Origin of the sequence: Lysinibacillus zambalensis (genome assembly GCF_040183165.1) — a bacterium.
GTDB classification, from domain to species: domain Bacteria; phylum Bacillota; class Bacilli; order Bacillales_A; family Planococcaceae; genus Lysinibacillus; species Lysinibacillus zambalensis.
In genome coordinates this window covers 77754-104306 of sequence record NZ_JBEGDG010000005.1, presented here as the reverse complement: position 1 = coordinate 104306, position 26553 = coordinate 77754, and the positions used below count along the sequence as shown (strand labels likewise).

At 36.9% G+C, this 26553-nt stretch carries 30 protein-coding genes; 20 read left to right on the top strand and 10 right to left on the bottom strand.

The window, feature by feature from the left end:
- Positions 1–2: 2 nt before the first annotated feature.
- Entirely contained in the window at positions 3–1589 is a 1587-nt protein-coding gene (locus ABNX05_RS09015) for an ATP-binding protein (RefSeq protein WP_349659404.1), read from the bottom strand.
- Positions 1590–1855: 266 nt separating this feature from the next.
- Between ABNX05_RS09015 and ABNX05_RS09010 the strand changes: the two genes are divergently transcribed.
- Both ABNX05_RS09010 and ABNX05_RS09005 read left to right on the top strand, forming a co-directional pair.
- Positions 1856–2368, top strand: a complete 513-nt coding sequence (locus ABNX05_RS09010; protein ID WP_349659403.1) for a DNA-deoxyinosine glycosylase — start codon at positions 1856–1858, stop codon at positions 2366–2368.
- A gap of 522 nt (positions 2369–2890) precedes the next feature.
- Positions 2891–3400: a transporter gene (locus ABNX05_RS09005; protein WP_349659402.1), complete on the top strand. Its 510-nt coding sequence runs from the start codon at positions 2891–2893 to the stop codon at positions 3398–3400.
- Between the two features lie 480 nt (positions 3401–3880).
- Here ABNX05_RS09005 and ABNX05_RS09000 read toward each other — a convergent pair whose 3' ends face one another.
- From ABNX05_RS09000 to ABNX05_RS08985, 4 genes are all read right to left on the bottom strand, one after another.
- A complete protein-coding gene (locus tag ABNX05_RS09000) occupies positions 3881–4372 on the bottom strand; it encodes an SRPBCC family protein (RefSeq protein ID WP_349659401.1) in 492 nt (163 codons plus the stop codon).
- 1019 nt (positions 4373–5391) lie between these two features.
- The gene (locus tag ABNX05_RS08995) at positions 5392–5577 is read right to left on the bottom strand and encodes a hypothetical protein (protein ID WP_349659400.1); all 186 of its coding nucleotides are present in this window, start codon (positions 5575–5577) and stop codon (positions 5392–5394) included.
- Between the two features lie 473 nt (positions 5578–6050).
- Positions 6051–6215, bottom strand: coding sequence for a hypothetical protein (locus tag ABNX05_RS08990; protein ID WP_349659399.1), 165 nt, complete (start codon positions 6213–6215; stop codon positions 6051–6053).
- A 594-nt stretch (positions 6216–6809) separates the two neighbouring features.
- Entirely contained in the window at positions 6810–7016 is a 207-nt protein-coding gene (locus ABNX05_RS08985; RefSeq protein WP_349659398.1) for a hypothetical protein, read from the bottom strand.
- Between the two features lie 365 nt (positions 7017–7381).
- Here ABNX05_RS08985 and ABNX05_RS08980 point away from each other — a divergent pair, with 365 nt between their 5' ends.
- Positions 7382–7741: a YybH family protein gene (locus ABNX05_RS08980; protein ID WP_349659397.1), complete on the top strand. Its 360-nt coding sequence runs from the start codon at positions 7382–7384 to the stop codon at positions 7739–7741.
- Here ABNX05_RS08980 and ABNX05_RS08975 read toward each other — a convergent pair.
- The gene (locus ABNX05_RS08975) at positions 7738–8532 is read right to left on the bottom strand and encodes a sulfite exporter TauE/SafE family protein (protein ID WP_349659396.1); all 795 of its coding nucleotides are present in this window, start codon (positions 8530–8532) and stop codon (positions 7738–7740) included. The two genes, ABNX05_RS08980 and ABNX05_RS08975, sit on opposite strands and share 4 nt — an antisense overlap.
- Positions 8533–8695: 163 nt before the next feature.
- On the opposite strand from ABNX05_RS08975, the gene ABNX05_RS08970 reads away from it, so the two are divergent.
- The 12 genes from ABNX05_RS08970 (at position 8696) to ABNX05_RS08915 (ending at position 18064) form a co-directional block, all read left to right on the top strand.
- Positions 8696–9262 carry a nucleotidyltransferase family protein gene (locus ABNX05_RS08970; protein ID WP_349659395.1) on the top strand — a complete coding sequence of 189 codons (567 nt, stop codon included), beginning with the start codon at positions 8696–8698 and terminating at the stop codon, positions 9260–9262.
- Between the two features lie 24 nt (positions 9263–9286).
- On the top strand, positions 9287–9781 hold the full coding sequence (locus ABNX05_RS08965) for a DinB family protein (RefSeq protein ID WP_349659394.1): 495 nt from the start codon (positions 9287–9289) through the stop codon (positions 9779–9781).
- Positions 9763–10593 (top strand): helix-turn-helix domain-containing protein, encoded by an 831-nt coding sequence (locus ABNX05_RS08960; RefSeq protein WP_349659393.1) that lies wholly within the window; start codon positions 9763–9765, stop codon positions 10591–10593. Before ABNX05_RS08965 ends, ABNX05_RS08960 begins: the two co-directional genes overlap by 19 nt.
- A 216-nt stretch (positions 10594–10809) precedes the next feature.
- Complete coding sequence (locus tag ABNX05_RS08955; RefSeq protein WP_349659392.1) at positions 10810–11793, top strand: ABC transporter substrate-binding protein; 984 nt, start codon at positions 10810–10812, stop codon at positions 11791–11793.
- Between the two features lie 275 nt (positions 11794–12068).
- Positions 12069–13076, top strand: coding sequence for a FecCD family ABC transporter permease (locus ABNX05_RS08950; protein ID WP_432760133.1), 1008 nt, complete (start codon positions 12069–12071; stop codon positions 13074–13076).
- 22 nt (positions 13077–13098) lie between these two features.
- Positions 13099–14100 carry a FecCD family ABC transporter permease gene (locus tag ABNX05_RS08945; protein WP_432760136.1) on the top strand — a complete coding sequence of 334 codons (1002 nt, stop codon included), beginning with the start codon at positions 13099–13101 and terminating at the stop codon, positions 14098–14100.
- 11 nt (positions 14101–14111) lie between these two features.
- On the top strand, positions 14112–14912 hold the full coding sequence (locus ABNX05_RS08940; protein WP_349659390.1) for an ABC transporter ATP-binding protein: 801 nt from the start codon (positions 14112–14114) through the stop codon (positions 14910–14912).
- On the top strand, positions 14909–15679 hold the full coding sequence (locus tag ABNX05_RS08935) for an alpha/beta hydrolase (protein WP_349659389.1): 771 nt from the start codon (positions 14909–14911) through the stop codon (positions 15677–15679). Before ABNX05_RS08940 ends, ABNX05_RS08935 begins: the two co-directional genes overlap by 4 nt.
- A 92-nt stretch (positions 15680–15771) precedes the next feature.
- Positions 15772–16158, top strand: coding sequence for a GNAT family N-acetyltransferase (locus ABNX05_RS08930; RefSeq protein ID WP_349659388.1), 387 nt, complete (start codon positions 15772–15774; stop codon positions 16156–16158).
- Between the two features lie 9 nt (positions 16159–16167).
- Entirely contained in the window at positions 16168–16818 is a 651-nt protein-coding gene (locus ABNX05_RS08925; protein ID WP_349659513.1) for a hypothetical protein, read from the top strand.
- Between the two features lie 154 nt (positions 16819–16972).
- Complete coding sequence (locus ABNX05_RS08920) at positions 16973–17401, top strand: DUF4871 domain-containing protein (RefSeq protein ID WP_349659387.1); 429 nt, start codon at positions 16973–16975, stop codon at positions 17399–17401.
- A 150-nt stretch (positions 17402–17551) separates the two neighbouring features.
- The gene (locus tag ABNX05_RS08915) at positions 17552–18064 is read left to right on the top strand and encodes a YfiT family bacillithiol transferase (protein ID WP_349659386.1); all 513 of its coding nucleotides are present in this window, start codon (positions 17552–17554) and stop codon (positions 18062–18064) included.
- A gap of 145 nt (positions 18065–18209) precedes the next feature.
- On the opposite strand, the gene ABNX05_RS08910 is transcribed toward ABNX05_RS08915, so the two are convergent.
- Positions 18210–18830 (bottom strand): exosporium glycoprotein BclB-related protein, encoded by a 621-nt coding sequence (locus tag ABNX05_RS08910; protein WP_349659385.1) that lies wholly within the window; start codon positions 18828–18830, stop codon positions 18210–18212.
- Between the two features lie 252 nt (positions 18831–19082).
- Positions 19083–20489: a hypothetical protein gene (locus ABNX05_RS08905; RefSeq protein WP_349659384.1), complete on the bottom strand. Its 1407-nt coding sequence runs from the start codon at positions 20487–20489 to the stop codon at positions 19083–19085.
- A 455-nt stretch (positions 20490–20944) separates the two neighbouring features.
- Between ABNX05_RS08905 and ABNX05_RS08900 the strand changes: the two genes are divergently transcribed.
- From ABNX05_RS08900 to ABNX05_RS08885, 4 genes are all read left to right on the top strand, one after another.
- The gene (locus ABNX05_RS08900; protein ID WP_349659383.1) at positions 20945–21586 is read left to right on the top strand and encodes a BMQ_0737 family morphogenetic spore coat protein; all 642 of its coding nucleotides are present in this window, start codon (positions 20945–20947) and stop codon (positions 21584–21586) included.
- 141 nt (positions 21587–21727) lie between these two features.
- A complete protein-coding gene (locus tag ABNX05_RS08895; RefSeq protein ID WP_349659382.1) occupies positions 21728–22303 on the top strand; it encodes a hypothetical protein in 576 nt (191 codons plus the stop codon).
- Positions 22296–22592, top strand: a complete 297-nt coding sequence (locus ABNX05_RS08890; RefSeq protein ID WP_349659381.1) for a hypothetical protein — start codon at positions 22296–22298, stop codon at positions 22590–22592. The genes ABNX05_RS08895 and ABNX05_RS08890 overlap by 8 nt, the downstream gene beginning before the upstream one ends.
- 14 nt (positions 22593–22606) lie before the next feature.
- On the top strand, positions 22607–23401 hold the full coding sequence (locus ABNX05_RS08885) for a coiled-coil domain-containing protein (RefSeq protein WP_349659380.1): 795 nt from the start codon (positions 22607–22609) through the stop codon (positions 23399–23401).
- 82 nt (positions 23402–23483) lie between these two features.
- On the opposite strand, the gene ABNX05_RS08880 is transcribed toward ABNX05_RS08885, so the two are convergent.
- Together ABNX05_RS08880 and ABNX05_RS08875 are read right to left on the bottom strand one after the other, a co-directional pair.
- Positions 23484–24026, bottom strand: coding sequence for an isoprenylcysteine carboxyl methyltransferase family protein (locus ABNX05_RS08880; protein ID WP_349659379.1), 543 nt, complete (start codon positions 24024–24026; stop codon positions 23484–23486).
- Between the two features lies 1 nt (position 24027).
- Positions 24028–25110, bottom strand: a complete 1083-nt coding sequence (locus ABNX05_RS08875; protein WP_349659378.1) for a type III polyketide synthase — start codon at positions 25108–25110, stop codon at positions 24028–24030.
- A gap of 364 nt (positions 25111–25474) precedes the next feature.
- Between ABNX05_RS08875 and rsgA the strand changes: the two genes are divergently transcribed.
- Positions 25475–26548, top strand: a complete 1074-nt coding sequence (gene rsgA, locus ABNX05_RS08870; protein WP_349659377.1) for a ribosome small subunit-dependent GTPase A — start codon at positions 25475–25477, stop codon at positions 26546–26548.
- Positions 26549–26553 lie beyond the last annotated feature (5 nt).

The following is a 26553-nucleotide window of genomic DNA, read 5'->3' as shown; positions in this document are numbered from 1 at the left end:
TCTCAAATGTCTCCTTTAGGAACTATAATTAAAAAACATGCTCCTGATAAATCACCGGAATCCAATAAAATTTCCCCATGTATCTCCTGAAGAGCTTTCTTGCTTATAGCAAGTCCATGGCCGCGGTCTAATCCTTCTTTAGTCGATATACCCTTTGTAAAAATTTTATCGTAAATATTGTGATTAATACCGGGTCCATTGTCTTGAATCTCAAATAAGTAATGATTTTTATAATTGTTGATGGATAGTCGAATTATTTTATCTGAGGATTCCCAGCTTTTTAAAGTTTCAATAGCGTTTTGAAGTACATTACCAAGAGCTGTTAGGATAGCATCTTCTTGTTGTTTAGATAATTCGATAGATGAAGAAATTTCGTTTAGCTCGAGTTTAATCCCCAGTTCTGCGGCTTCTGCAATTTTCCCCTGAATTAAGGCAAGTAGAAGTGGGGTGGTTATCTTGCTATTTAAAAAAGCTTGGTTTTTAAGTTGTATGTTTCGTTCTTCTTTAATAAAATCAATGGCTTCGTTGTAATGTTTATGAACAAGTAAACCTAAAATGATATGAAGCTTATTAGCGAATTCATGAGTATAGGCTCGTTGAACATTCGCATACTGCTTCATCTGTTTTAATTCATCAGTGATTTTTTGGATATCTACTTTTTTTCTAAAGGTGTATAACGAACCAATTTTCCTTTTCTTTTCAACTAAAGGCACTTTATTTAAAATAATAATATGCTCATCAAGTGGTAGCTCTAAATTATGAATGTTTTGCTCTGCAACAATTTTAGGCGTAAAAATATGTTCAATTTTTGCACCCATCCAGTCTGAGAGAGATTTATTGTGAGCCGAATCTAGCATTTCATAAGCACTCTTATTAATGGTAGTAATTTGATTAAAATGATTGACAGCCAGTATACCCTCTGCGGTTGTTTCTAAAATGACCTTGTTTTGTTGATATAATTTAGCAATTTGAATAGGCTCCATATTAAACAACAATTTTTTTATATAAACGGAAATTGCTATTGCACCTAATATGCCTATTAAAAGAATAATTACGGTGTATTTGATCCATTTGTGAATATAGCTTTCGATGATTGTGTCGATATTTTCTGTTAAAAAACCGACAGATACAACACCGATAATTTTATTGTCTAATAGGATAGGGGCTTTACCTCGAATCGATTCACCTAGTGATCCTATAGTTTTAGAAATATAAGCTTGTCTATCTAGCAATGCTGCATCGTTGTCTCCGCCAATCATTTTTTCTCCAATTTTATCTTTTAAAGGATGTGAATAACGAATTCCTTCAGAATTTCCAACGACAATATATGCTGCGTCAATTTCTTTTCTTAAAGGTTCGACGATTGGCTGGATTATTTCACTTGGCTCTTCTTTTTTGAATGCCGCAATAATCTCTTCTGTAGATGCGAGGGTTTTTGCAATATTTAATGCTTCCATCCCCATCTGTTTTTCTGTCGTATCGCGAATATGTTCTTGTAAAAGATATATAAACAGTCCACATATTAAAAGGATCAGGATACTTATTAAAAAAATCATTCTAGCTGTAAGAGACTGGAACCAACTTCTCATATTTTCACCTCTATGTAGTTTAAATACTCGTCATTTACTAAAGTGGCAGCATGTTGACAAAAACATCTTAAAAAGAGTGCATTTGATTTAGTCTATCATAAATATCCAACAAATAGAGAAAGACCCTTTCTTAGGAAAGTGCCGGTTGAAACGGAAGTCACCCCAAGTTATGGTGATGAGACTGAACTTTAATATGTGATACATGCCCTTCAATGACATGGCCACAAATCTTCCGCTACAATAGAAGGAAGGAGTGATTGATTGTCATGTCAAATGAACTTAAAAATGTATTACCACCGGTTATAGATTTGTCTACGAAGGTGCTAATTGTCGGCTCGATGCCAGGAAAGCAATCATTAGAGAAGCAGCAATATTATGGGAACCCGCGCAATCACTTTTGGCCGATTATTGGAGAAATAGTAGAAGTGGTTATACCGCAGGATTATGGAGAAAGATTAAAATTGCTAAAGAACCATCATATTGGTCTTTGGGATACAATAGAGTCGTGTGAGCGTAAAGGAAGCTTAGATGCTGCTATTCGTAATGAAAAGCCGAATGATTTTAAAACGCTTTTTGCACACTATCCTAATATTGAGTTAGTGCTTTTTAATGGTGCAAAGGCATTTGAGGTGTTTAAAAAGCATATCGGCCTTGCGATTTTAGATGGTCGAGCATATCAAAAAATGCCTTCGACAAGCCCAATACCAGGGAAGAATATTAAATCTTTTGAAGAAAAGCTTGAGGATTGGCGAGTGATGCACTCTTATTTGTCTAGATAACAAAAAATCCTATTTGTTTAGTTTTGCATGAGGGAGAGGATTGTGAGCATTATTTAATAGATGAGGGTGACATTACTGCCATGTGTCGTAGTAAGATCCTGCTGGGCTATAAAAGCATTTAAAATGGTATTTTTCAGCTAAGGCAAAACTTTTCTCTTCGTCGTTAAATCCGATTGTCATCACCTGAGTACCGAATTTTCTCGGATCTGAATTAATTACTGCATCTTATTCAGCGCCCATTCATCTTCGCCGACTACATCATAAGAAAAGTTTTCCCACATAACAAAATCGATATATGGTGCAGTATAATCCAAATCCCAAGGGACAATAAAATTGTAGTAATTAGTAAAATTATTTTTCGCATAAGCACCCCTTTTCTTGAAAAATACCTTTTATTATAGAATGTTCACCGTGGAAATACGAATGCAGTTTAGGTCGACTAAATACAAGGCTAATAGGCAATTGCTCAACGGTTATTAGCCCTCCTACATATATTGAATTATGTAAAAGGAGGGGTTTATCATGAGCAATCCATATGAACAGATTATGCCATTTCCAGAATCCGATTTCGAACCTTCATTCGGACGACCTGGTTTTGGCCAATCACCATCATTTAGACCGCCTGGTTTTGGTCCGCCACCATCGTTTGGCCCGCCAGGTTACGGCCCACCACCATCGTTCGGTCCACCTGGTTTTGGTCCACCACCATCATCTAGACCACCAGGTTACGGCCCACCGCCATCGTTTGAACCACCTAGCTTTGGCCCACCACCAGCAGGTCAAATGCCTCTAGGTCCACCACCTAGCTTTGCACCATCAACTCCACCATTCGGAATAGGTACAAGTGGTATTCGGTCATGCCTATTTAGAAATACGTATATATGGATGTTTAATGGATCAAGCTTTTGGTTCTTCCTAACTTCTGTAGGAAGAGAGTTTATTACAGGGTTCCGATGGAGTAGCAGAAGTGGCTGGCGCTTCCAAACTATTGCAAGAAGAAATATTCGCTCGTATGAATGTTCGAGATGGTAATTAAGAGCATGTCTATGAAATAAAGTTGTCATTTTAAATAAAGTATAGCTATTCAGCAAAATGAGGGATTGATTTCCGTTCCGACTGGGCGCTTTGTAGCTGCCGCTTCGCTTTCGCACAGAGCAAAGCTTCCTGGGGGCGTCCGATGAGCCCGCTTCACTCGCGTTGCTCGCTCCAGGGTCTCATCTGTGACGCTGATCCCCAAGGAGTCACCCAGTCTCCACTCCAATCAACCACTTCACATGGCATGTATCTTCTCGTATGTCACTCTAAGTTATAGCGAAAAATGCGAAAGAGAAGTGCAAGCGAAGCGGCAGCAACAGTATCATTATCTGTGCGAAAGCAAGTAGCATGGAACGAAATCAACCTCATTTAAAGCACCGCAACATGCACTAAGACTTCCTTACCTATTTTGTTTTTCAACATTTAAAAACACCTAGGGCATTAACTTCACACCCTAGGGGTTTATTCTTGATATGCTTAAATCTTCTCTACGTAAGCAACTAGTTGCTTATACTCTGCAAACCACTTTTGCCATTCTTCCATTGGGAATTCTTCATGTACCGTTCCATTTAATAAATCCGAAAGTAGGCCTAAGCATATATGCCACCCGGCTAAATCTTTAGGGGTATGCTCAGTTAGCTCACCAATCGATTCAAGCAATACTAATATGGAACCGCTGCCAGAGGGGGAGAGTTCAAATCTAACTGTATCTTTGCCCCAATCAAATTCGAGCACTTCCTTCTCAACATAGTCTGTAATTGTTATTTCCTGAAAAGCATTTGTTCCATCATTCATATTAAAGTGGATTTTGCCGTTCTTTCGAAGATCAATAATTTCTAAGTTATTCATCCATTTTTGAAGCTTTTCATTCTCTGTTAATACAGCCCAAACAGCATCAACTGAATGAGATAGTGGTCGGTTAAATTTTACGACATAGTTATTTTGTTGTTTTTGAATAGTAGCGAGCATGGGAGTCCTCCTTATTTTATTACTCTTATCATAGACTCCCTCCACAGTCCTTGTCATGCATATTAATGGGACGGTTTTGTATGAGTGAATTAATTCAATATTTAATAGTAAATCTTAATTACGCTGTTAAAAGAAAAAGATATATTTTGTAGGTGTTTCAGCAGTTGAGCTATAAGCTATTGTGGAGGAATTTAATTAGCTAATTTATGTAGGGGGCTTGGATTGCGTTTTTCATATTCAGTCAGCTATTGTTTTGCGAATATTTTCGATAGAAGGTACTCACTAAAGAAAATAATACAGAAACAAGTATCCCAATTAACAGATGGCGAAGGAAACCCTTAGCTACACATTGGTCAATAACCCATATTCCAAACGCAAGACTTATTGTAAAAGTAATACTAATCATAAATTTTTGCATATGATTATTCACTTCCGTTTTATTGGTTCTATTCTTAGTATAAGTAAGGGGATTTATAGTAATGATTCTGATGTTATTTTCTTGTTAGAACCATATATTGTAAAGGTTGTTCCGGATAAAAGAATGACTATAGGATGTTGCTTATATGCCATCATAATCTTATTCAAAACATAGCTGGTGCTCACTACAAAATTTCGCTAGTTATTTTTTCTAAAATACATAAGAGTTCCTGAACATATACATGCAATTATGCCCAACCCATAGAGTTTAATAAAAAATGACGCATTTTCAATGATTGCTACAACTAAGGCAACACAAAAAAATATAAATAAGGGAAGTATTCTTTGTATCTTTGATTTTTTCATTATATATTTCTCTCTTTATTTATTTTTTGTTTGAATTAAATTTCCTCTATTAATAGTCCAAAATTTAATCTTTATTTCGAAAAAGTTTTGTTCAAATTAATCACGAATTTTACAATAGCCTCTTTAGGAAAGAGCACTTCCGTTTTGTTAAATTTGTGTCTAACAATTGGGTGCAGATTAGTAGAGGTTTTTCATTTTTTTGAATGTGAATAATCCAGTTAACATTGTTCTCGATACTAAAGCTCTTTCTCTCTTTTAGTTGCAAATAATGAATATAATAAAACAATTGCCAAAAAGATTACACCGAATAAATAGAACCAGAATACGGTCGTATTTTCTCCCCATTGAATTATTATTTGGCATAAAAGAGTAATAAATAAGACTAACATAGGGATAAGTACAGCTTTACTATTAATCATCATTGTTCACCACCTATTAGCGAAGATATCCGTCATTTATAATAAGTATATTACAAGAAACTACACGTAGCTGTTATTACGAACAAGTGCTAATTAAAACAGTTTTATACATATAATCAAACCATTCTTGAAATATTTAAATTGTGTAAAATCAATAAGGTTTATTACGGGAAAAGGGAATCTACCAGTAAATATTCTATGAATATGGGGATATAAGCTCCTTTTAAATAGAAACTTAGAAATTCCACATACATAATAACCTATACATAAGTTATTTAGATAATGTTTTTTGATAGAAGGTACTTATAGGAATAAAATACAACCATAAATAATGTCCCTATTAGAAGATATTGAAAAGCAGGTTCTATGAAATTGTTAATAAACATACTTCCAATGAAGTAGCATGTAATGAAAGTAATCCAGATAATCATTCTTCGCATATTGCTAGTCTCCCTTTTATGTATGAGAATTTTTTATCATTCCTTTTCTAGTGGTTTAAATTGATTGTAAAGTAACACAATTAATAAACCTAAACCATTAAATGTTGTTTGAAGGGTACCTGGCTTAAAAATTATTGTGTTGATCCCGAAAATGATAAATATTATAGCTGTTGAAACGGCCGTCCTCAAAAATATCTTCATTCGTATCTCCTGTTCTATTTTTTGAAAGAATGTGAAAAATTATTAAGTAATCATCCTTCATATAAATGTACGTTGTCTACATCTTTTTCATAGTTGTATGATTCAGTAATTTGCTTATACGAAATCGTGAACATCACACCGGAAGAGATTGCGAATATGTACAAATCAAGCTGGGCAATCAAATCATTTTTTTGTTGGATTAAACTTGAATGTGCCGATTCTTTTTGGAACAGTGCCCAATGCGGTATTTAATCAATTGTTCGCTGCATTGATTGCCTTTGTTTTATTGAATTTCTTACATAAGCAAGGCCAAAAGAAAAAGGGTTAAAAATAACTGTCATTCGTGGATTCTCTTGCCTGTTCCTTTGAACGGGCCTACCTCTTGAATGATGCTTGTGTATCAATAAAACGTTGGTGTTATATCCTAAGCTTCATGAATTGAAATTGGATGATTTTAGTTAATGAACACACTTGTTATTTTAATCTCGCTTTTTAAAATATATACAGCTATTAATTTGATAGATCTTTGAAGAACAAATGGGCGCTATTTGAAACTTACAAGATATAAATGAGCTGAAGGTGTTTTTTTCACGCCTATCCTTTATTTTTTCTCATTTTTTTGAAATTATCTCTTGATATGAATAAAACTGAAAATCCTACTATTAATGTAAAAGAGGAATAAATTAATTCAAACCAATTCAAATTCGAGTAAACAATTAACTGAGAAAGCCTTGCAACTCCTTGTACAGTAAACCCCATACCTATTAAAAGAAAAACAACAAACTTTTGCTTATATGCCATGGTGATCACCTCGTAATGAAAGGAACTAATATCCTTTTGAATTTAGTTTTTGCATATGGCTGATTTGTATAAAGCCAAAGAATCTTTAATTGCAGATAAAAAAATGTAGAAATACAATATAATGCTGGAGTGATTACTAGTACAGAAGTAGAGAAAATAGATCGAGATATTCAGCGAATTGAATCAGATATAAACATATATAAATACGAATACTATATTCTAAGAGAAAAGTATACGCAAGCATTAAACGGATATATAGAGTAATTATGTATATAAAAATAGCATGTTAGGAAGTAATTTACTAACATGCTATTTGCATTTCCGATTAATGGATTTTAAGATGAGTTAAAAAAGGGGGAATTACCATGTCATATCAACAAGCTTTAGAGCGCTATATTGCAGCTACAAATTCCCATGATTTCAATAACGTAAAAGAAATTTTGCATCCGCAAGCAGTGTATTGGTTTACTGATAAAACATGCACAACAGTAGAAGAAATAGGAGTTTATTTCAACAATGCGTGGAAACTGATAAAAGAAGAAGTATACTGGGCTACCGATGTACAGTGGCTTACGGTTGATGAACAATCAGCTACCTGCATATATACATACCATTATGAGGGCTATCATAACGGAAAATTTGTATCAGGTAGCGGAAGAGCAACGAATATTTTTACTGTCCTAAACAATGAATGGAAGTTAATCCATGAACATTTAAGTAGTTAAATTATTTTTATTGCTACTTGAATAAGTAGTAATGAAATGATAATTATTAGTAGTATTTTAGCTGCCTTTATCGGAATTTTCGGTAGAATTAAAAGGCCAAGCTGAGAGCCGATAATGGATCCTATTGCCATCGCAATTGCGTAATGCCATTGAATAAAGCCAGTTTGGTAAAAAACTAAAAATGCTCCTGTACAGCTCCCAAATATAAGTACGCGTGTGAGCTGTACAGCCTTTATGTAGGAGTAATGGTAGCGTAAAAAATGTAGTATGCTGAAGGTTGAAGAGCCAGGTCCAAAGCCACCATCATAAACCGCGATTAAAAGTGGCTGCCATAATTTATTGCTGTGCTTAGTGTCATTTTCTTCTGAGCTAACAGTCCATTTTTTATTTTTTAACGTTATTAATAAGGCAAAAATAAGTAGAATACATGCAATAATATTCATTGTTTTCTCTGAGATGGATACTGTTAGGAGTGCTCCACAAACGCCTCCGACAATTGCTACAGCAACATATTTTATAATAGCTCCTAGGCGAAGCTCTTTATGATATAGAAGATAAAAGATGCTCGACAACGCTGCAATGCCCGATGAAAATTTATTCGTAGCAATACCTGTTTGAATAGGTATGCCAACAAGCATCATAGCAGGGATCGTAATTAACCCAGCACCTCCAGCAAGGGTACCGATAAAAGCAGCAATAACTCCGATACCGACTAGCGTCAGTGAAAGCTTTGTATAAAAAAGTCCTATTGCAATGGCAACGTTCACAATGAAAATATAAGATTTTTTCATAAGCGTCTCCTTTAACGTTGTTAGTTATAGGGTATTGCTAAATTATTTATAAATCTAATATATTATTTTTTGTTTTGTATAAATGATATTTATACAAAATGCAATCTTGAGAATCATTAATTAGGAAACAGCGTAAGCATTAGAATGACAAATTCAGAGGTGAATGAAACTGATAAAAACAGAAGAAGAGCTAAAAAGCTTGATTGCTGCAGATGAATGGATGGTGGACATTTTAAAAAATGTAGAAAAACTCCAATTACCTGATTCATGGATATGTGCAGGATTTATTCGATCTAAGGTGTGGGATTGTCTGCATGAAAAAGAATATAGAACGCCATTAGCTGATATTGATGTGATATATTTTGATAAAGTAAATCTCTCAGATAACTATGAGAAGCAACATGAACAAGAATTGACGAAGTATTTACCTGATGTGCCTTGGTCTGTGAAAAACCAAGCAAGAATGCATGTAGTAAATAACAGTGAGCCTTATCAATCATCTATTGATGGCATTGCGCATTTTCCAGAAATACCAACAGCTATTGGTGTGAGGCTTTCTAATGGAAAACTTGAGATAGCTGCACCTCATGGTATTAAGCACTTAGTTGCTGGAATTGTCGCTCCTACACCATATTTTCAGAAGGACTCTCCGAGGTATGAGGTTTATTTGAATAGAGTTCGTAACAAGCAGTGGGAATCAAGTTGGTCGAAGCTACAAATTGTCTACTAAAATGAAGTGAAGGAGTTAAGGGATTTGTGTCACGATAAACATCAAATAATCTCGCATTATGAAAGGTCTATCGTATTTGTGGAAAGTTTAGCAGGCATAACTGAAGAACAATGGCGTACCCCTATAGAGCCTGGGAAATGGACGGTTGCAGAGGTAATTGGACATCTTACACCGTGGGATGAATTTGTGTTAAAGCAACGTCTACCGTTTCTTTTTATAGAGGGGAGCTTACCAAAAGGGCCAGATGTAGGAGAGATAAATGCTTGTGCAGCAAGGAATAGTCGTGCACAAAGTAGAGAAGAAACGATAGCCGATTTTATCCATCAGAGACATCAGCTAATTGACGCACTTTATGAAATAGTGGATAAGCAGTGGCAACTGCCTTTTACAATAGGTGCTTCTGAATTAACACTTTACAGTTATTTTGCTAGTTTAGTAGATCATGATCAACATCATTTTTCACAAATCCAAAAAGTTTTAAAGAATATAGAGGCTATAAAATGGATATCAAGCATTTAATCGATTACTATGCACATGCGTCTGTAAAATTTACGGATGTTTTTACAAATAAGATGGAGCCAGGCCAAGTAGACAAAGGTCGAACAACAGCCCCGGGGAAGTGTGGATTGGTTGTACCGCTTGCTGGTAACGCTATATTTAGTTTTAACGGTACCCCTTATGCAATGGAGCCAGGTATGGTCGTACATGCAGGACCACAAATGCCAATCGAAATTAGAGCTTCTGATGATAAAGGATGGGAATACGCAGTTGTTCATTATCAACTTTCTCCCGAAGAGTCAATTTTATATCCATTATCAACCCAGCACTTTTTAATCAATACAGGCTATCATACTAAAATTATTGACTATGTACAGCAGTTAATAGAAAGCCAAGCAATGCCGGGTAATATGTCAATATTCAAAGCAAAGACTCTATTTATGAATCTTTTGGAAGCCATTCTTATGTCGGCAAAAGTGAAGGTGCTCGATACGGCAAGTGACCAGATGGAGCAAGCTTTACAGTATATACATGAGAATTATGCTACACAACTTTCTGTTTCGAAAATTGCTGAAGAATTTGGCGTGGAGCGTCGTAGGTTTGCCTATCTATTTGAACAGCATACAGGGATGAATCCTAGCGTCTACTTAACGGAATATCGTATTCGACGGTCGAAGGAGTTACTGAAATATGATGATTCGCCAGTAGCGGAAATAGCAGAATGTGTAGGTTATATAGATTGCTTTTATTTCAGTCGAGTATTTAAAAAATGTACGGGAATGTCGCCGACAACATATCGAAAAACAATGCTTGAGGAAGCTAAATACTTATAAAAAGTTGTTTCTTGAAAAAAGAAGCAGCTTTTTTTGTGATCGGAAATCGGCAAAAGTCCATGTGATTCGTGAAATCGTCCATTCACAACTGTTTTCCACTTTGTTAGGATAGTATCCGTAAATGATAATAGATATCAATTAAAAAAATACTATTGACTTATAAATGAAAATGATTATCATTATCAATATAATGAAGTTCGTTAGGAGAGAATATCTATGAATAAATATTTTAAAATGTGTGCACCTGCTCTATTAGCTCTATCTTTGGCTGCGTGTGGAACGGATAAAGCAGAAGAATCATCTACATCTACAAATAATGCAGCAGAAACTAGTGCATCTGAAACGCAAACAAATCAAGCGAAAACACAAACGATTACATACTTAGGCGAAAAATATGAAATTGCTGCAGATGTTAAAAATATAGTAGCTGCAAGCTTAGAGTCTATGGAAGATGCGGCAGTGCTCGGTATCAAGCCTGTTGGTGTGCTTGATATCGGTGGGAAAATTCCAGCATATCTTGCTTCTGAATTTGAAGGTGCCGAGCTTGTTGGAAATAAAATGACACCGAATACTGAAGCCATTCTTCAACTTGATCCAGATGTTATTTTAGGTTCCTCAAAATACCCTAAGGAAATGGCTGAAAAGCTTAATAAAATTCAAACAATGATTCCGTATTCACATGTCTCTACAAATTGGAAAGAGAACTTAACGTTACTTGCACAGCTTTCAGGGAAAGAAGATGAGGCAAAAAAAATCATTGCAGATTATGAAGTGAAGGTTGCTGATTCCCAAGTGAAATCTAAAGAGCAATTAGCGGACAAGCAAGTTCTAGTTATTCGAGTACGTGGCGGCATCATGTATATCTATCCTGCGGGCGTTTACTTAAACCCTGTTCTATATGAAGATTTAGGGGCTCCAATACCTGAGGTGTTAAAAACTGCAAAGGCACAGGCTGAACTATCTCTTGAAACATTAGCCGAGGTTAATCCTGATGCTATTTTCCTTCAATTCGAGGAATCAGAAAATGCTGACGCACCAAAAGCGTTAGAAGAGCTACAAAAAAATCCGATCTTTACAAGCTTAAAAGCATCACAAAATAATCAAATTTTTGTGAATGCCATTGAACCTTTAGCACAAGGTGGTACTGCATGGTCTAAGGTGAAATTCTTAGATATCGCAGCTGAAAAATTACTTAAATAGTATAAAGAGGCTGGTAGTAGATTTGGTGGTATCACCAGGCTATTACCAGCCTTTTATAAGTTAGAGGAACTCAGTCTAAGAACGCCACGTCCTGTGGCAATGACTGAGTGGCCACCATCATGTTGTGTTGCTGTTGCTTCGCTTTCGCACAGAAAACATTTGTTGGCCCAACGCCTCCGGACGCATTGTTTATCCGCGCGACAGCGGCAAATGTTTTCTGTAGCGACGGCTACAATTACGTCGAGGCATATTTGATATAGAAAAAGGTGTGGAAGTTGAAAAAAACAAACATTGTAGCATTTTCAATATTAGCAGCTTCTCCATTCCTAATTGCGATTGTGGCATTAGTATCCGTTATGTACGGCACGAAAGACATTAGCGCAATAACGGTATGGCAGGCGATTACTGCGTTTGACCCTTCGAACGTGGACCACCAAATTATACGAACAGGACGTATTCCTAGAATTGCAGCTGTTTTATTGGTGGGAGCATTTTTAGCAGTAGCTGGCGCAGTGATGCAAGGTATTACACGAAATTATTTAGCGTCCCCATCATTAATGGGCGTGAATGATGGTTCTGCATTTGTGATTACGTTAGCAATCGTATTTTTCCCAGGGCTTCCTAATTACCAAATGATTTTACTTTCTATGCTCGGTTCAGCATTAGGCGCAGGGATTGTATTTGGTTTTGGCTCTTTAATTCGCAATGGTTTGTCACCAGTAAGGCTTGCCATTATTGGGACGGTCATTGGTACGTTTTTAAGCAGTATTGCTACAGCTATTGCGATGTATTTCCAAGTATCACAAACGGTAAGTGTTTGGTATAACACAAAGGTCCATATGGTGGATATGGATATGCTCATGCTATCTATTCCTTTGGGGTTAGTTGGTTTAGTGCTTGCATTATTATCAGCTAAGGCTATTACGATCACTTCATTAGGAGAAGATATCGCTATTGGACTTGGGCAAAAAACAAAAGCCGTGAAAATTATTAGTATGCTTGCCGTTGTATGTTTAACAGGAACGGCTGTTGCACTTGTAGGAAAGATTGCCTTTGTAGGGTTAGTTATTCCTCATATTACACGTTTCCTTGTTGGCGTAGATTACCGCTTTATCATTCCGTGTGGAGCTGTAGTAGGTGCGTTTTTCTTAGCGCTTTGTGATGTGCTCAGTCGCTTTGTTAATTATCCATTCGAAACTCCAATCGGCGTCTTAACGGCATTGGTTGGTGTCCCATTCTTCTTATATTTAGTTCGTAAACACGGAGGTGAAAAACGTGCGTAAAAAAACCTCGAGTGTATTCGTAATGACTGTTTCAATATTGGTGTTATTAATTTTTGGTGCAAGTTATCTCCATCTTACAAATGGTGTTTTTGATATGTCGGTGATGGATATCTTAAAAACATTGCTACGAATTGAGCCGAACCCTAAATTTGATCTTGTCATTTTTGAATTCCGGTTACCACGTATTGTCATTGCAGCATTAGTCGGTGTTGGCTTAGGAATGGCAGGGGTTGTGCTACAAGGTATTACGCGCAATGGTCTAGCAGACCCTGGGATTCTAGGGATTAACGCTGGCGCCGGTGCAGCAGTGGTCATATTTATGTTTTTCTTTCAATTACATCTTACATCTGCAGATATGAGTAGCTGGTTATCTATTTTGATGATGCCGATTTTTGGGTTTGTCGGTGGTGCGATGGCCGCTGTGTTAATTTTCTCATTTGCCCTAAAAAATGGCCATTTAGATATGCAACGGCTAATTTTAACAGGGATTGCGATTAATAGTGGCTTCGGAGCATTGTCATTATTTTTATCATTGAAAATGAATGCTCAGGATTTTGAAGCTGCTGCAGTGTGGATGGCAGGTTCCATTTATAATGCAAACTGGATTTTTGTTGTGACTATGCTGCCGTGGCTTATTTTATTAGGCTTTTACGTTTATCGGAAATCATATTTGCTCGATTATTTTCAATTAGAAGAGGATAGTATTACTAGCTTAGGGATAGCGGTAGAAAAAGAGAAAATGAAGCTGTTATTGGCGAGCGTTGGCTTAGTCAGTGCTTGTGTATCGGTATCAGGTAGTATCGGTTTTATTGGATTAATGGCACCGCATATTGCTAAACAGCTTGTAGGTATACAACATCGTTACGTCATGCCAGTAAGTGCATTAATAGGTGCGGGTTTGCTTATTGCAGCTGATTTTATAGGAAAAACAGTATTTGCGCCGTCTGAGCTAGCAGTTGGTATTGTTGTCTCGATAATCGGGATTCCGTATTTCTTATATTTACTAGTAAAATCGAAGGCATAGGGGGAAATTGTATGCAAACGGCATTTAGAATGGAAAATTTGGCTTCTGGCTATGAACAGGTTCGTGTGTTTGAAGGTTTAAATTTAACAATAGAAGAAGGAAAGATTACGACTATTATTGGCCCCAATGGATGTGGGAAATCTACACTTTTAAAAACGATTGGTCGTATATTAAAGAAGCAGCAGGGGACGGTTTATTTACAGGACCAAAACATGCAAAATTTATCGACGAAAGACATTGCGAAAAAGCTAGCTATTTTATCACAGACGCCTATTGCACCAGGTCAGTTAAAGGTTGAGGAGCTCATTGCTTATGGTCGTTATCCACATCGAAATAATGTGAATCGCTTAACAAAAAAGGATGAGGAAATGATTGAATGGGCTTTAAATGTGACAAATACGATGGAGTACCGAAATCGAGAGCTTTCTCAGCTTTCTGGAGGTCAACGCCAACGTGTATGGCTTGCAATGGCCTTAGCGCAAGAAACGAGTATTCTGTTGTTGGATGAACCGACAACTTATTTAGATATGGCACATCAGTTAGAGGTGCTAGAAATTGTGAAAAACTTAAATGAGCGGCATCGTTGTACGATTGTTATGGTATTGCATGACATTAATCACGCGGCGCGATATTCTGATCATTTAATCGCAATGCGACAGGGGAATGTAATGAAAATGGGAACACCTGAGGAAATTTTATGTGTAGATGTTATGCGTAACGTATTCAATATTAATGCACGTATTATGCAAGATCCAGTTACGAAAACACCCGTATGTTACGGCTATGATGTTATGAAGGAGACCGACAAATGATTGAGGAGAAAGCACTTGATTATGTGACGCAAGAAATTGTATCGAAGTTTACGGATTATACGTATACGGTAAATATCTATGTACCGAATGGAGAAGTACCGGAAGGAGGTTTTCCAGTATTATACGTATTAGATGGGTCTTCCTATTTCCATCTTGTTAAGGAAGCGGTCCGCCTACAGAGCCGTAATGCACCAAAAACAGGAGTTTTACCAGCCGTTGTTGTTGGAATTGGGCATGGTTTGGACATGCATGAACGCCGGTTTTATGATTTTACAGGAAAAGCCGAAACGTATACGTATCCTGCAAGATTTAAAGGTAAGGGCCATGAGAAACATGGGGGAGCAGAGAACTTTAGTAGATTTTTAGAGGTGGAATTAAAGCCAAGTATACAGGCTCAATTCCCTGTAAATACGCTGCAGCAATCACTGTTCGGGCATTCATTAGCGGGCTACTTTGTGCTTTGGCAATTATTCCATCATCAAGCAACTTTCCAACGTTATATAGCGATTAGCCCTTCTATTTGGTGGAATGAGCATGAACTATTCAGTTATGCTTCAAAATTTATAAAAGAGCGCCCATTTTCGTATGAAAAATTATTCATAGGTGTGGGGGAACTTGAAACCTTTATGGTGGATGATGCTCAACAAATTGCGAGCGATTTAGGAAAAATTATGGACATTGCGTTTTATGAAGCGTTGGAAGAAAATCATGCATCCGTCGTCCCAACGGTAATGAGTAAAGCCATTCGTTTTGTGAATAAAAACTAATAGTACTAACCGCATTAACTTGTGATGATGCGGTTTATTTTTGGTTGAAAATGCAATATAATGTATTTTTAATCAAAAAGGAGTGTTGGCATATGAACATTATTTTAGCGCAGGCAAAGGATGCATCAGCAATTCATAACGTTATGTTACAAGCCTTTAAAGAGTATGAACATGCAACACCACCATCAAGTGCACTAAGTGAAACAATTGAATCGATTGAACAGGCAATGGAGAAAGGGGAGCATGCCTTCATCGGATATATCGATAAGCAAGGACGAGGATTGGCTACGGCATTAATTGAAGAGCTTGAACAATTCGCATGTATGAAGAGAAAATTGATTAGCGAATGTAAAGTACGAATGAGCGTACCAAGAAACATTGAGTTATATCGCTCATTAGGTTATGTTGTCACAAAAGAGGACAAAGAAGAAAATCGGAACGGTTTCGCTCTTTCTGTAGCGACAAAAACAGCTTACTAATTAGGGGGACTGCATTTGAGGAGGAAGCTTGGTTGTTTACATGCACATCATTCAAATATTGAGTATATAGAACAGGCATTTCAAAATGCGGAGAAGGTAGAACTAATCCATTTTGTGGATCCAGGTCTTATCCAGCAAGTTTCAAAAGGAACTGAAGGGTTAGCCTTTAAGATTAAAGAACAACTTAAATGGATGGAAAGCTGTAATATAGATGTCATTCTAATAACGTGCACGAATTATATTGCATTGTTAGAGGAAGAACAGCTAGAACTTTCTATTCCCATTATTAAAATCGATGAGCCGTTCTTTGAAACAGTATGTGAAGAAAAACAGCCTCAAACAATTCTTTTTACAAATCCTGAAACCGTAGAAGGGACGATGAACAGACTTCAGCAATACGCTTTACTACATGAAAAAGCCATTAATGCTGAGATAAAAGTTATCGACAATACGTTTGAATTGATTATTCAAGGAAAAAAGGATGCGTATAATAACGCTATTATACAAACTCTTCATGATGTAGCAGGGGAACAGCAGCATATTTCAGTTGCACAGCTTTCAATGGTTGAGGCTGCGAGGCAATTCGAAAAAGAGTCAGCGGTAACGATTGTTCATCCCCTAAAGTCGTTAGTTAAATATGTGATGAGGTTTATAGAATAATAGGTTGAACTAGAGGGTGTATTTTCTGAATAATCTGTAACAATATGAGTGGAAAAATCGTTTCATAGGAAAGAGCCATGATTATAAAAGGGGGGATGAAGTGAGGCGATGTATAGTTTTGTTTTCAGTGTTGTTGTTTTTAGCAGGCTGTACAATGAATGAGAAAGCAGTTGCTCTGCCAGATGATTTGCCTGGCTTTGTGCAAGAAAGTGATTTTAAATCAATTGATTGGGACAAAAAGGCTGTTGAATTTGGAGACAGAGGTATTATTGGTAACTCAAATAAATCAGGTGTTATTGGAGTCGAGATGCCAAGTTTAAACACTCAAAAATGGATGTGGCATGTTTGGGGTATTGAAGAAGGACGTGATAATCAATTAACAATTGTCGGGTATCACAAAAATTCTAACACCATACATTCGATTTTAGTAAATGGTTGGAATATAGGACTTAGTGGATCTGTTAATGGTGCAGATGCACATGCACCTTCAAATGTGAAGGTCCCGAAACCTGGGGACTGGGCAATTTTACTTTATACGAATGGGAACTATTTTGATACGTTAATTTATGATATTACTGAATAAAAAATTAATATACCATATAATGTGACCCTCGTTTTGTAAGATAAAATTCTTACAAAATGAGGGTTTTACTTAGAATGATAAATGTGAATAGCGTGAAAAATATAAAATTGGTAACATAAAAAGTAAGAACATAGAAATGGAGGAAGATACATGGCCGATTTTCGATATCCAATTGGACAATTTCAATTTCCGGAAGTAGTGACAGCGCAGCAAGTGAAGGAATGGATAGAGGATATTCGTCTATTACCGACACAACTAGCAGAGGCACTTAACGGAGCAAGTGAACAAGCCCTCAGAAAATCCTACCGAGAAAATGGTTGGACGGTTACTCAGCTTGTCCATCATATTGCAGATAGTCATATGAATAGCTTTATCCGTTTTAAGCTAGCTTTAACAGAGGATACTCCGACAATTAAACCTTATAACGAAGTGGAATGGGCACAGCTTCCGGATTCGGAAATGCCTGTATCGGTATCTTATAAATTGATTGAGGGCTTACACGCACGCTGGGTTTATTTGCTGGAAAGCTTAACAGCAGAGCAATTACAACGAGCATTTAATCATCCAGATTCAGGCTTGATGACACTTGAAAAAGCTGTAGCCTTATATGCTTGGCACGGGAAGCATCATCTTGCTCATATTCAGATGGCTTTGGAGAAATAAAAACTATATTTTTAGAACGAAAAGTAGGCGATTTTCCGATTAGGAGAAAATCGCCTACTTTTGAAATTGTTTTCAAGTAAATATCGTATGTTATACAGTTAATGGTACTATATTTAGCTATAATTTAACTTACGAACATAATTTTTTATACAATATTGATTCCTGCACTTGCGTTACCTGTAATAACAGCAGCAAGCCCTGATGTAGTAACGGAGAACACCATTAGTAAACGATCACCAGCAGCTACTGGTACTGGTGTAACGTTTCTAGTACCAAATGCAATAGTACCTACTGCTATTGTTGATAGAGCTGGTGCTAAATCAACGAATGCATCTGTAGGGCTGAAAATATTACTTCCCGCAGGTGCGCGGTAAATTTGTGCTCTGATTGTTGCTGTTCCTCCTACAAGGGTTACAGCAATTGTTGCAGAAAATGATGCAGATATAGATGTAATAGTACCTGCACGTGGAACTGAAAAGGCCTCCGTTCCAAGAACAGCACTTGTTACGTCTATAGTTGTGCCAACAAGAGTTACCCCTGGAATAGACGTGCCGAACCCTACCTCACTTACAGTACCGATCAAGCCACCAGCAACTGCTGTTAAAATAACAGGAACAGTACCTGATGAGAATGGGATGATAGAGCCTGTTGCTGGTGGAGTAGTAATACATGCAGCATCTATAGCTTCAAAAGGACCGCGTGCAACACAATCATTATTATTATTTCCACAGCCGCCGCACGCTGAATTCATACAATTCATACACATTTTTACACCCCCTTTCTTCATTATTCTATTCAGCTAAGATTATAGGGTTAGGGCAAATATCCACATTGTAGTTTTTATATGTGGAATTTATTGAGGCATTTTAGAGGCGTTATTGTCAATGGCAAGTATTCTATAATGAATTTGACTTTCTGGTTAGTTAAACAGAAAAAGTCCAATATGTATTTTCACACGTATTGGACAAATTTATCGTACATATCTAGATTGTTACCCTCGGGACACCACAACTTTAAACTAACTCCATTTTCGAAAGAAATTGAAAAACAAAGAACCCTTCTCTTTTTTCTTGTTTTCCTCAGGTGCTTCGTCTTTTAACTCGGGTTGCTCGTTTACCTCTTCAATTTGTGCATGGGTTTCATATACTTCCTCTAATATAGGTTCAAGAATTTCACATTCATCAACTTTTAAAATAGAGGATTTATTTACGTCCTCTTGCTCGTTAACCACTTTGTCTGCTTCCGGAATGACAGGTTTATTAACAGTTTCAGTTGCTTCCAGAATGACAGGCTCATTAACAGTTTCAGTTGCTTCTAGAATGACAGGCTCATTAACAGTATCAGCAGCTTCCAAAATGACAGGCTCATTAACAGTTTCAGCAGCTTCCAAAATGACAGGCTCATTAACAGTTTCAGCAGCTTCCAAAATGACGGGCTCATTAACAGTATCAGCAGCTTCCAAAATGACAGGCTCATTAACAGTATCAGCAGCTTCCAAAATGACGGGCTCATTAACAGTATCAGCAGCTTCCAGAATGACAGGTTCATTAGCATTTTCAGCTGCTTCCATGACAGGCTCATTAACAGTTTCAAGTACTTCAAGATTGCTTGGCTCATTCTTTATTGCAGAGTTCATTTCATCTACAGTGACAGCAGTGTTTTTTCTTCTGTAATTCTCAGGAGTTGAGGTATCTTCAGGTGGTAAGGCAGGTCCATTCATACTAATTGGAATTTCCTGTGTGTTCGTAGCGTGTTTAAAATGGAAGGTGGAATCGGCGTTGGTATTTCTATATAAGCCATTATAGATTTGGCTTGGATGAGTATTTATTGATTGAAAATATTGTTGATTAAAATGGCGTTCCTCAGGTACCTCTCTTTGATTTTCGTTACGAGTAGAAGGTATACCATTGTTACCATCTAATTGCGTATTTATTGCTTTACCTGCAAGACTTTGTAGCATTTTATAAGATGGCTGTTTTGATGTAATCGCCGATTGATTTGTTGTTTGTGTAATGTTCAGATCCCTTCGTACATTGTTAGCAAAAAATTTAGATGTGTTTTCAGTTTTAGGTATAGTTGTTAAAGCTTCAGTATTTTCAATCGTCAGTAATTTGTTTAAAACCATTAATATTTCTTGGTTCATGTCCTCAATCGTTTGATTCAGAGATCCAATTTGTGCCGATAGTAACTGTACCTGCTCATCATATACCCTAATTTTTGGATTTTTTTTCGTATCATCTATAGTTTCAGTTAGCTCTTCTAAAAGTGCCATTTGCGTTTTAACCTCGTCAAAATCCATTTTCATAAATAGGTAATCTTCAATTGAAGTTCCAGTTTTTAATGAAGTTAACGTGTCCTTGTAGGTTTCTATCTTTTGCTTCATTTTTTCAATGTCTTGAGTGGAGTACAATTTTGAATTTTCCATTGCATTTCACCCCTTTCTATCCATTAATATTTTATTAAAAATATTTACTTTCTGTTACAAATATACCGACCTTTCGAACATTTTAATTCCTCTATTAGATGAGGAGAAAAGCAAAAATGATTCATTCTGATACTGAAGAATTTTAACTTCTTTTAGTGGTGTACAAACACCTGTACCTGTCGCTACGCTTTCGGTACAAAAGACATTCGCTGAAATAGAGGAACTCCGTATAAGAACACCATGTTCTGCGGCAGTTTAATTGTACGAAAGTGAAGCGACAACAACATCGTTTTATCTGGGCGACAGCGGCAACCGTTTTCTGTAGCGACAGCTACAACTGTGCTGAGGGATCATTGATTAAAAATCAAAACAAATTATTCATTAGCCCATACACTTATAGCAAAAAAACATATGATACAAACGAAAGATAAAAAATTTATGGAGGTGTCAAAAGGATGCTAGACAATATGCCATCCCAGGCGCAACAAGAATTAATTTGTATAAACGTCGATAAGGTGTTTGACTGGATTGTAAAGGAAATGTCGTTTGATTTTTCTCCTACAGGACCAATTACTTTTCCAGGGGTAACGCCATTGACAGATTTAACTGGTGCGGTAGTTACGTGTAGGGTAGTTCCATCAGCTACTAATCCTATTGTTATTTTGAACCGTGAGAATCGCCAATTCTCCATCGATGGTTCAACTGTATGTCTTCAAAATTTAACTATTCAAAAGAATTTTATTCTTACGATAGTTGTTTGTTTACCGAACGGCACTACGTTTACAAGCAATACTGTTTCACTTTCTCGTTGCGAACAAGTTACATTATGTGCGCCAAAAGGGACAGATGTAGAAATTTTATTCACAGATTTAGATTGTTTCGTATGTACAACTGGAACATTAACAGCTGGTACAGGTACAATTACGTTTTCTGCATTAACTATTACTTTATCTGTTTGCCAAAGTATTCAATCTACATTCCCAGTTACTGTGGAATTTTTAGCGACTTTCTGCGAGCCAAGAGCAGAATTACCGTTCGCATGTCCGGGTGTAGTTCGCCCAGCGCAATGCCCTGCTATATTCCCACCTGTCGGTTAATGGTACTAACACATAGAAGAACATCATATTGTAAAGAGAGGGTAATCCTCTCTTTTTTTTTATGGAATGACGTAACTGCCACATAAAGAAGTTTGAAATTGCTTGGATTAATTCAATACTATTAGCAAGGGGGTACTGATTATGCTTACTCGCATCGATCGTGTAGAAGAAAAAATAAATGAGTTAAAAAACCAAACGGATTTTTATGTTCATGAAATGAAAAAAGCGATTGAGGAGTTGATCGTTCCGGAAAGTGTCAACGTTATTAGTTATTTCACATCCTCAATCAATATTTCTTATAATCCCGATGAGGAAAGCTTATGCCTGGGCTCTTATCATATTCGTAATATAGGTAATCAGCCTATAACGAATCCTTCTCTATGTATAAAGCTACCTGAAGACTCCCCATTCTCCTTCTCAGGAAGGTATGTCTATGAACATTTCGCACCAAATTTAAAAGGAAACAGTAGCTGGGAGCGAATTAATGATCAATCGAGCAAGGAGGAGTTTTGGCTTAGACCTATAGGAAAAACAACGTTAGAGCCAAACGAGACACTATCATTTCCTAACTTTCAAATCAAATGGGGTAATAATTCATCTTATTCAGGAAGTATTATGGGTTTTACATATTGTGATCAGTTCGAAGAGGGTGTCGTCGTCTTAAACCCTATTAATCTCAATGGAATGAGTTATACACAGGAGGATGAAAATGAGTGAGTCTGAAAATATAAATCAAAAAATAGATAGTGTTGTCCATCAACTAATAAAGGAACAGCTTACGAATCTATCTAACTATAGTAATACGAAAAATAATAGCTTTGCTTATCTCGAAAAAGGCACATTGAATCTACTTCTTGCCTATTTAATGTCAGGAGAAAAGAGAAAAGTTGAAGAAGTTGGCGATGAGGAAATAGAAATGAAGCTGATTAAACAGCTTGATGAGATGTTAGAGGAAAGTAAGGAGCAATTTGAAGAAGTGATTAGTTTACTTAAAAAATTGTCGTGATAGGAGGTGTAAGTGTGGATAATGATATTGTCAAAAACAATGATCCTATTCAACTTCAGCAAATGATCATTTTTTTAAGAGCCGAATTAGCGAAATATAAAAATGAAGTTAAAAGGCTCAGAGATAGTGATTATTATTCACTAGTCCTAAGATTAGAGCGAGAAAATGTTCAATTAGCAAAACAAAAAAAGGAGCTTTCGATGGAGCTTTTAAAGCTGAAGAGAGACCATGATAGAACAATAAAAACTTACTTTGATGATATACAAGGAAGAGAAATCCAGAAGAAAAAACAACTTTCTTCGATAGAAGGTTTATTAAAAGAATTGGAAGAACTGCGTGCAGAAAATAAGCTATTAAAGGAAACTCTAAAATTCACTAAAGATGAATTAATTTCTATGAATTCAGATAAGACTACAGTGGATGGCCTTGAAAATAAGTTGACTGTTTTTACAAGTGATATAAGCCAACAAATGAAGTCGATCATTGAAGCCATCGAAAGATCTCGTTTAGAGCAAACCGATTCAGACATTCTTAATAAGCATTTAGCCAAAGAAATAGAGGAGAAAAGCAGTGAGATAGCAAAATTAGCCGAAGAGTTAGCAGATGTAAAAAAACAAAGCTCTTCCCTAAGTGGAAAAACGAAGATGGATCCCGAGTTCCTGACACGCGTAGATGCCCAAGTGAATAAAGTATTAGCTCAATCAATGGATTTTGAAAAGCAGTTGAATCATAAATTACGCTTGCTTGAGGACCTGGATCACAAATTGAACGAGCTGACAATAGAAATCAATACTGACAAAACTGTATAAAGTATGTTATAGATGGCTGTTTCAAAAGTAAGATGAAACAGCCTTTTTATGTTGCTAATTGGAAAAACAAAAAAGATTTCGGCTAGGATTCCGAAATCTTCTTGTGAAATACATGTTTATAATTTGTTGCATCTCGTAAAGCTTTTTCCTCAATTGGAATGCGTACAGATAGCATTGTTATATTTAAAAGTGTGAAGCAGAAGGCTGTGAAGTATGCTTGAAACATTAAAGGCAAAAGAATAATTTCTAAACAAACCACTGCATAATTTGGGTGACGCATAAATGTATAAGGGCCTTTCCGTACCACTTCTGCATTAGGCAATATGAGTATTTTTGTGTTCCAAAAAAACCCTAATGAACGGATACACCAAATGCGTAATGCTTGAACGGCAATAAATAATAAAAACAATAACGGAAATAAAGGCGATACACTTTTATGATTAGTAGCTACTTCAATCATTAAAAACAAGAAAAAGGCGGCGTGCAAAGTAACCATATACGGATAATGAGAGGAACCAACTTCATAGGCCCCTTGTGAGAGCATCCATTTTTCATTGCGTTTTGCAATGAAAACTTCTGTCAATCTTTGTAGAATGACGAGGACCAAAATAATGTAAATCATCATGCTACTCCCTCCATTTAAGTAATACAGCTTCAGCACAAAAGCCAGGGCCAAGAGCGACGAGCAAACCAGTATCTTCTACTTGTCCTTCATTTAACATAAATTGCTCCAACACGTATAGCACCGTAGGAGATGACATATTTCCATGATATTTTAATATTTCCCGAGAAATGTCGGTTTTTTGGGGAGCTAAGTAAAGTGTTTCTTCATAGGCTGTTAATACTTTTTTACCGCCAGGATGTGCAATGAAATGGTCAAGCTGTTCACTGTACAGTTCATGTTCCAATAAAAATTGTTCAATGAATGGACCGAGCCAATTGGTGATGATGGCAGGAATACTTTTCTGAAAAACGACATGTAGGCCATTATTTTTAATATTCCAGCCCATAACATTTTCTGAATCTGGCATCCACTTAGAGCCAGTTCCGATAATAGTAGGTGTTGATTTTTTTACTGCGATATTCACTTCGTCTCCACAGACGAGTATACATGCTGCGCCATCCGCAAAAAGAGAGGCACCAATTAAATTACTTTTTGAAAAATCATTTGGCTGAAAGGTTAGACTACAAAGCTCAACGCAAACGACAAGAACTTTCGTTTTCGGGTGAGCACGACAAAAATCATAGGCTCTACTAACACCAGCTGCACCACCAGCACAGCCAAGTCCCCAAAGTGGAATACGCTTAAGTCGGTCTGAAAAAGGAAGTTGATTCATAACCCGTGCATCAATACTCGGTGTGGAAATGCCTGTGCTACTCACAAAAATAATAGCATCGATATCTTTAGGAGAAATCGGTGATTGTAAAAACGTTTCATTTTGTAAACAGGCTTGAATGACGTTAACGCTATATTGTGTAGCTAGCTCAATATATAAATCGTTACGTTCCTCAAAGGAATGATCCGTACGATGCCATTCCGGTGGCACACAAAAATGACGTGTTGCAATACCACCATTCTCAAACACTTTTAAGTAGCGTTCTAATTTAGGGATTTTTGCATGAAAAAGCTCCTTCGTTAGCTCCTCCGCATTTGTCTGTTGTAATGTGTACGGTGGTTTGTATGTACTGATTGAAATGATTTTTGCCAATTCAACATCTCCTTCGCCAATAGTGGTCTTGTTTATTGTATGCAGGTAGGGAGGGGATACATGCTTGTAAGTTATAATTGACAATTTCGGAAGATTCCGTTATATTAAAAATAACAAAATCGAAAGTAGGTGATGTGACATGACGAATAGATCCGTTTTTAATGAACTGCAATTCGGTTTGTTCAATTTCACACGCCTAAAATATACAATTTAAACACAGAATTAATTCATGATTGTGGTGTTTTGTATATTCTCTTAAATGTGCCTGTGAACCTTGTAACTGCCGAATTGCGCAGAGACATGGTTTTTTTGTGTTTATTTTCAAGTGATGATAAACGATATGCAAATTTAGGAGGAAAACAAATTGAATTTAACAACTTTAGGATTTTTAACATATTTTGAAGATCAAATGACTGGATTTAAACAGGAGGCTAAGCTAGCGAACTGTGTGCCGGCTAGGGTTACATTGGAGCATAAGCATTCCTATCGTGTGCTGGCTGAAGAAGGAGAGTGGCTGGCAACGATTGCTGGACATTACGCGTATACATCATTAGCACGTGAGGATTTTCCCGCAGTTGGGGATTGGGTGCTAGTTGAGAAAATGCCTGGTGAGGAAAAGGCGATTATTCATAAATTGTTTACACGAAAATCAGTCTTTTCACGGAAGGCCGCGGGGGCGGAAGTACAAGAGCAGATCGTAGCATCGAATGTTGATATCGTGCTTCTAGTGATGAGCTTAAATGCAGACTTTAATATTCGTCGTTTAGAACGTTATTTAGTAGCTGCGTGGGATTCAGGTGCGAAGCCGGTCGTTGTATTGACGAAGGCTGATCTTTGTGAAGATATTGCTAGTAAAATACGTGAGGTTGAGTCTGTAGCGTTCGGTGTGGATATTTTTGTGACTAGTGCTCTGTCAGGGGAGGGCTTAGAGGATATTCGTGCGCTATTTACGGAAGGCGTAACAGGAGCATTGCTTGGTTCTTCTGGAGCAGGGAAATCTACATTGACGAATGCCCTTAGTGGTGAGGACTATATGAAGGTTTCGGATATTCGTGAAGATGATGCGAAGGGGCGCCATACAACCACACATCGTGAATTAGTTTTATTGCCAGGTGGTGGCTGTTTAATTGATACACCTGGAATGCGAGAATTACAATTATGGGATCAGAGTGACAGTTTATCTTCTAGTTTTAAGGACATTGATGAACTTTCTACAGCCTGTCGTTACAGAGATTGCAAACATCAGAAGGAGCCGCATTGTGCTGTACAGCAAGCCATTACAGATGGTGTGCTTGAGCAATCCCGCCTTCAAAGCTATTTTAAATTGCAAAGAGAGCTTGCTTTTATCGAACGAAAAGCAAATGCACAGGCAAAACTTAATGAGCAACGCAAATCAAAGCAAATTGCGAAGGGGAAGAAAGGTAAAAAATCTAATTAAACGAA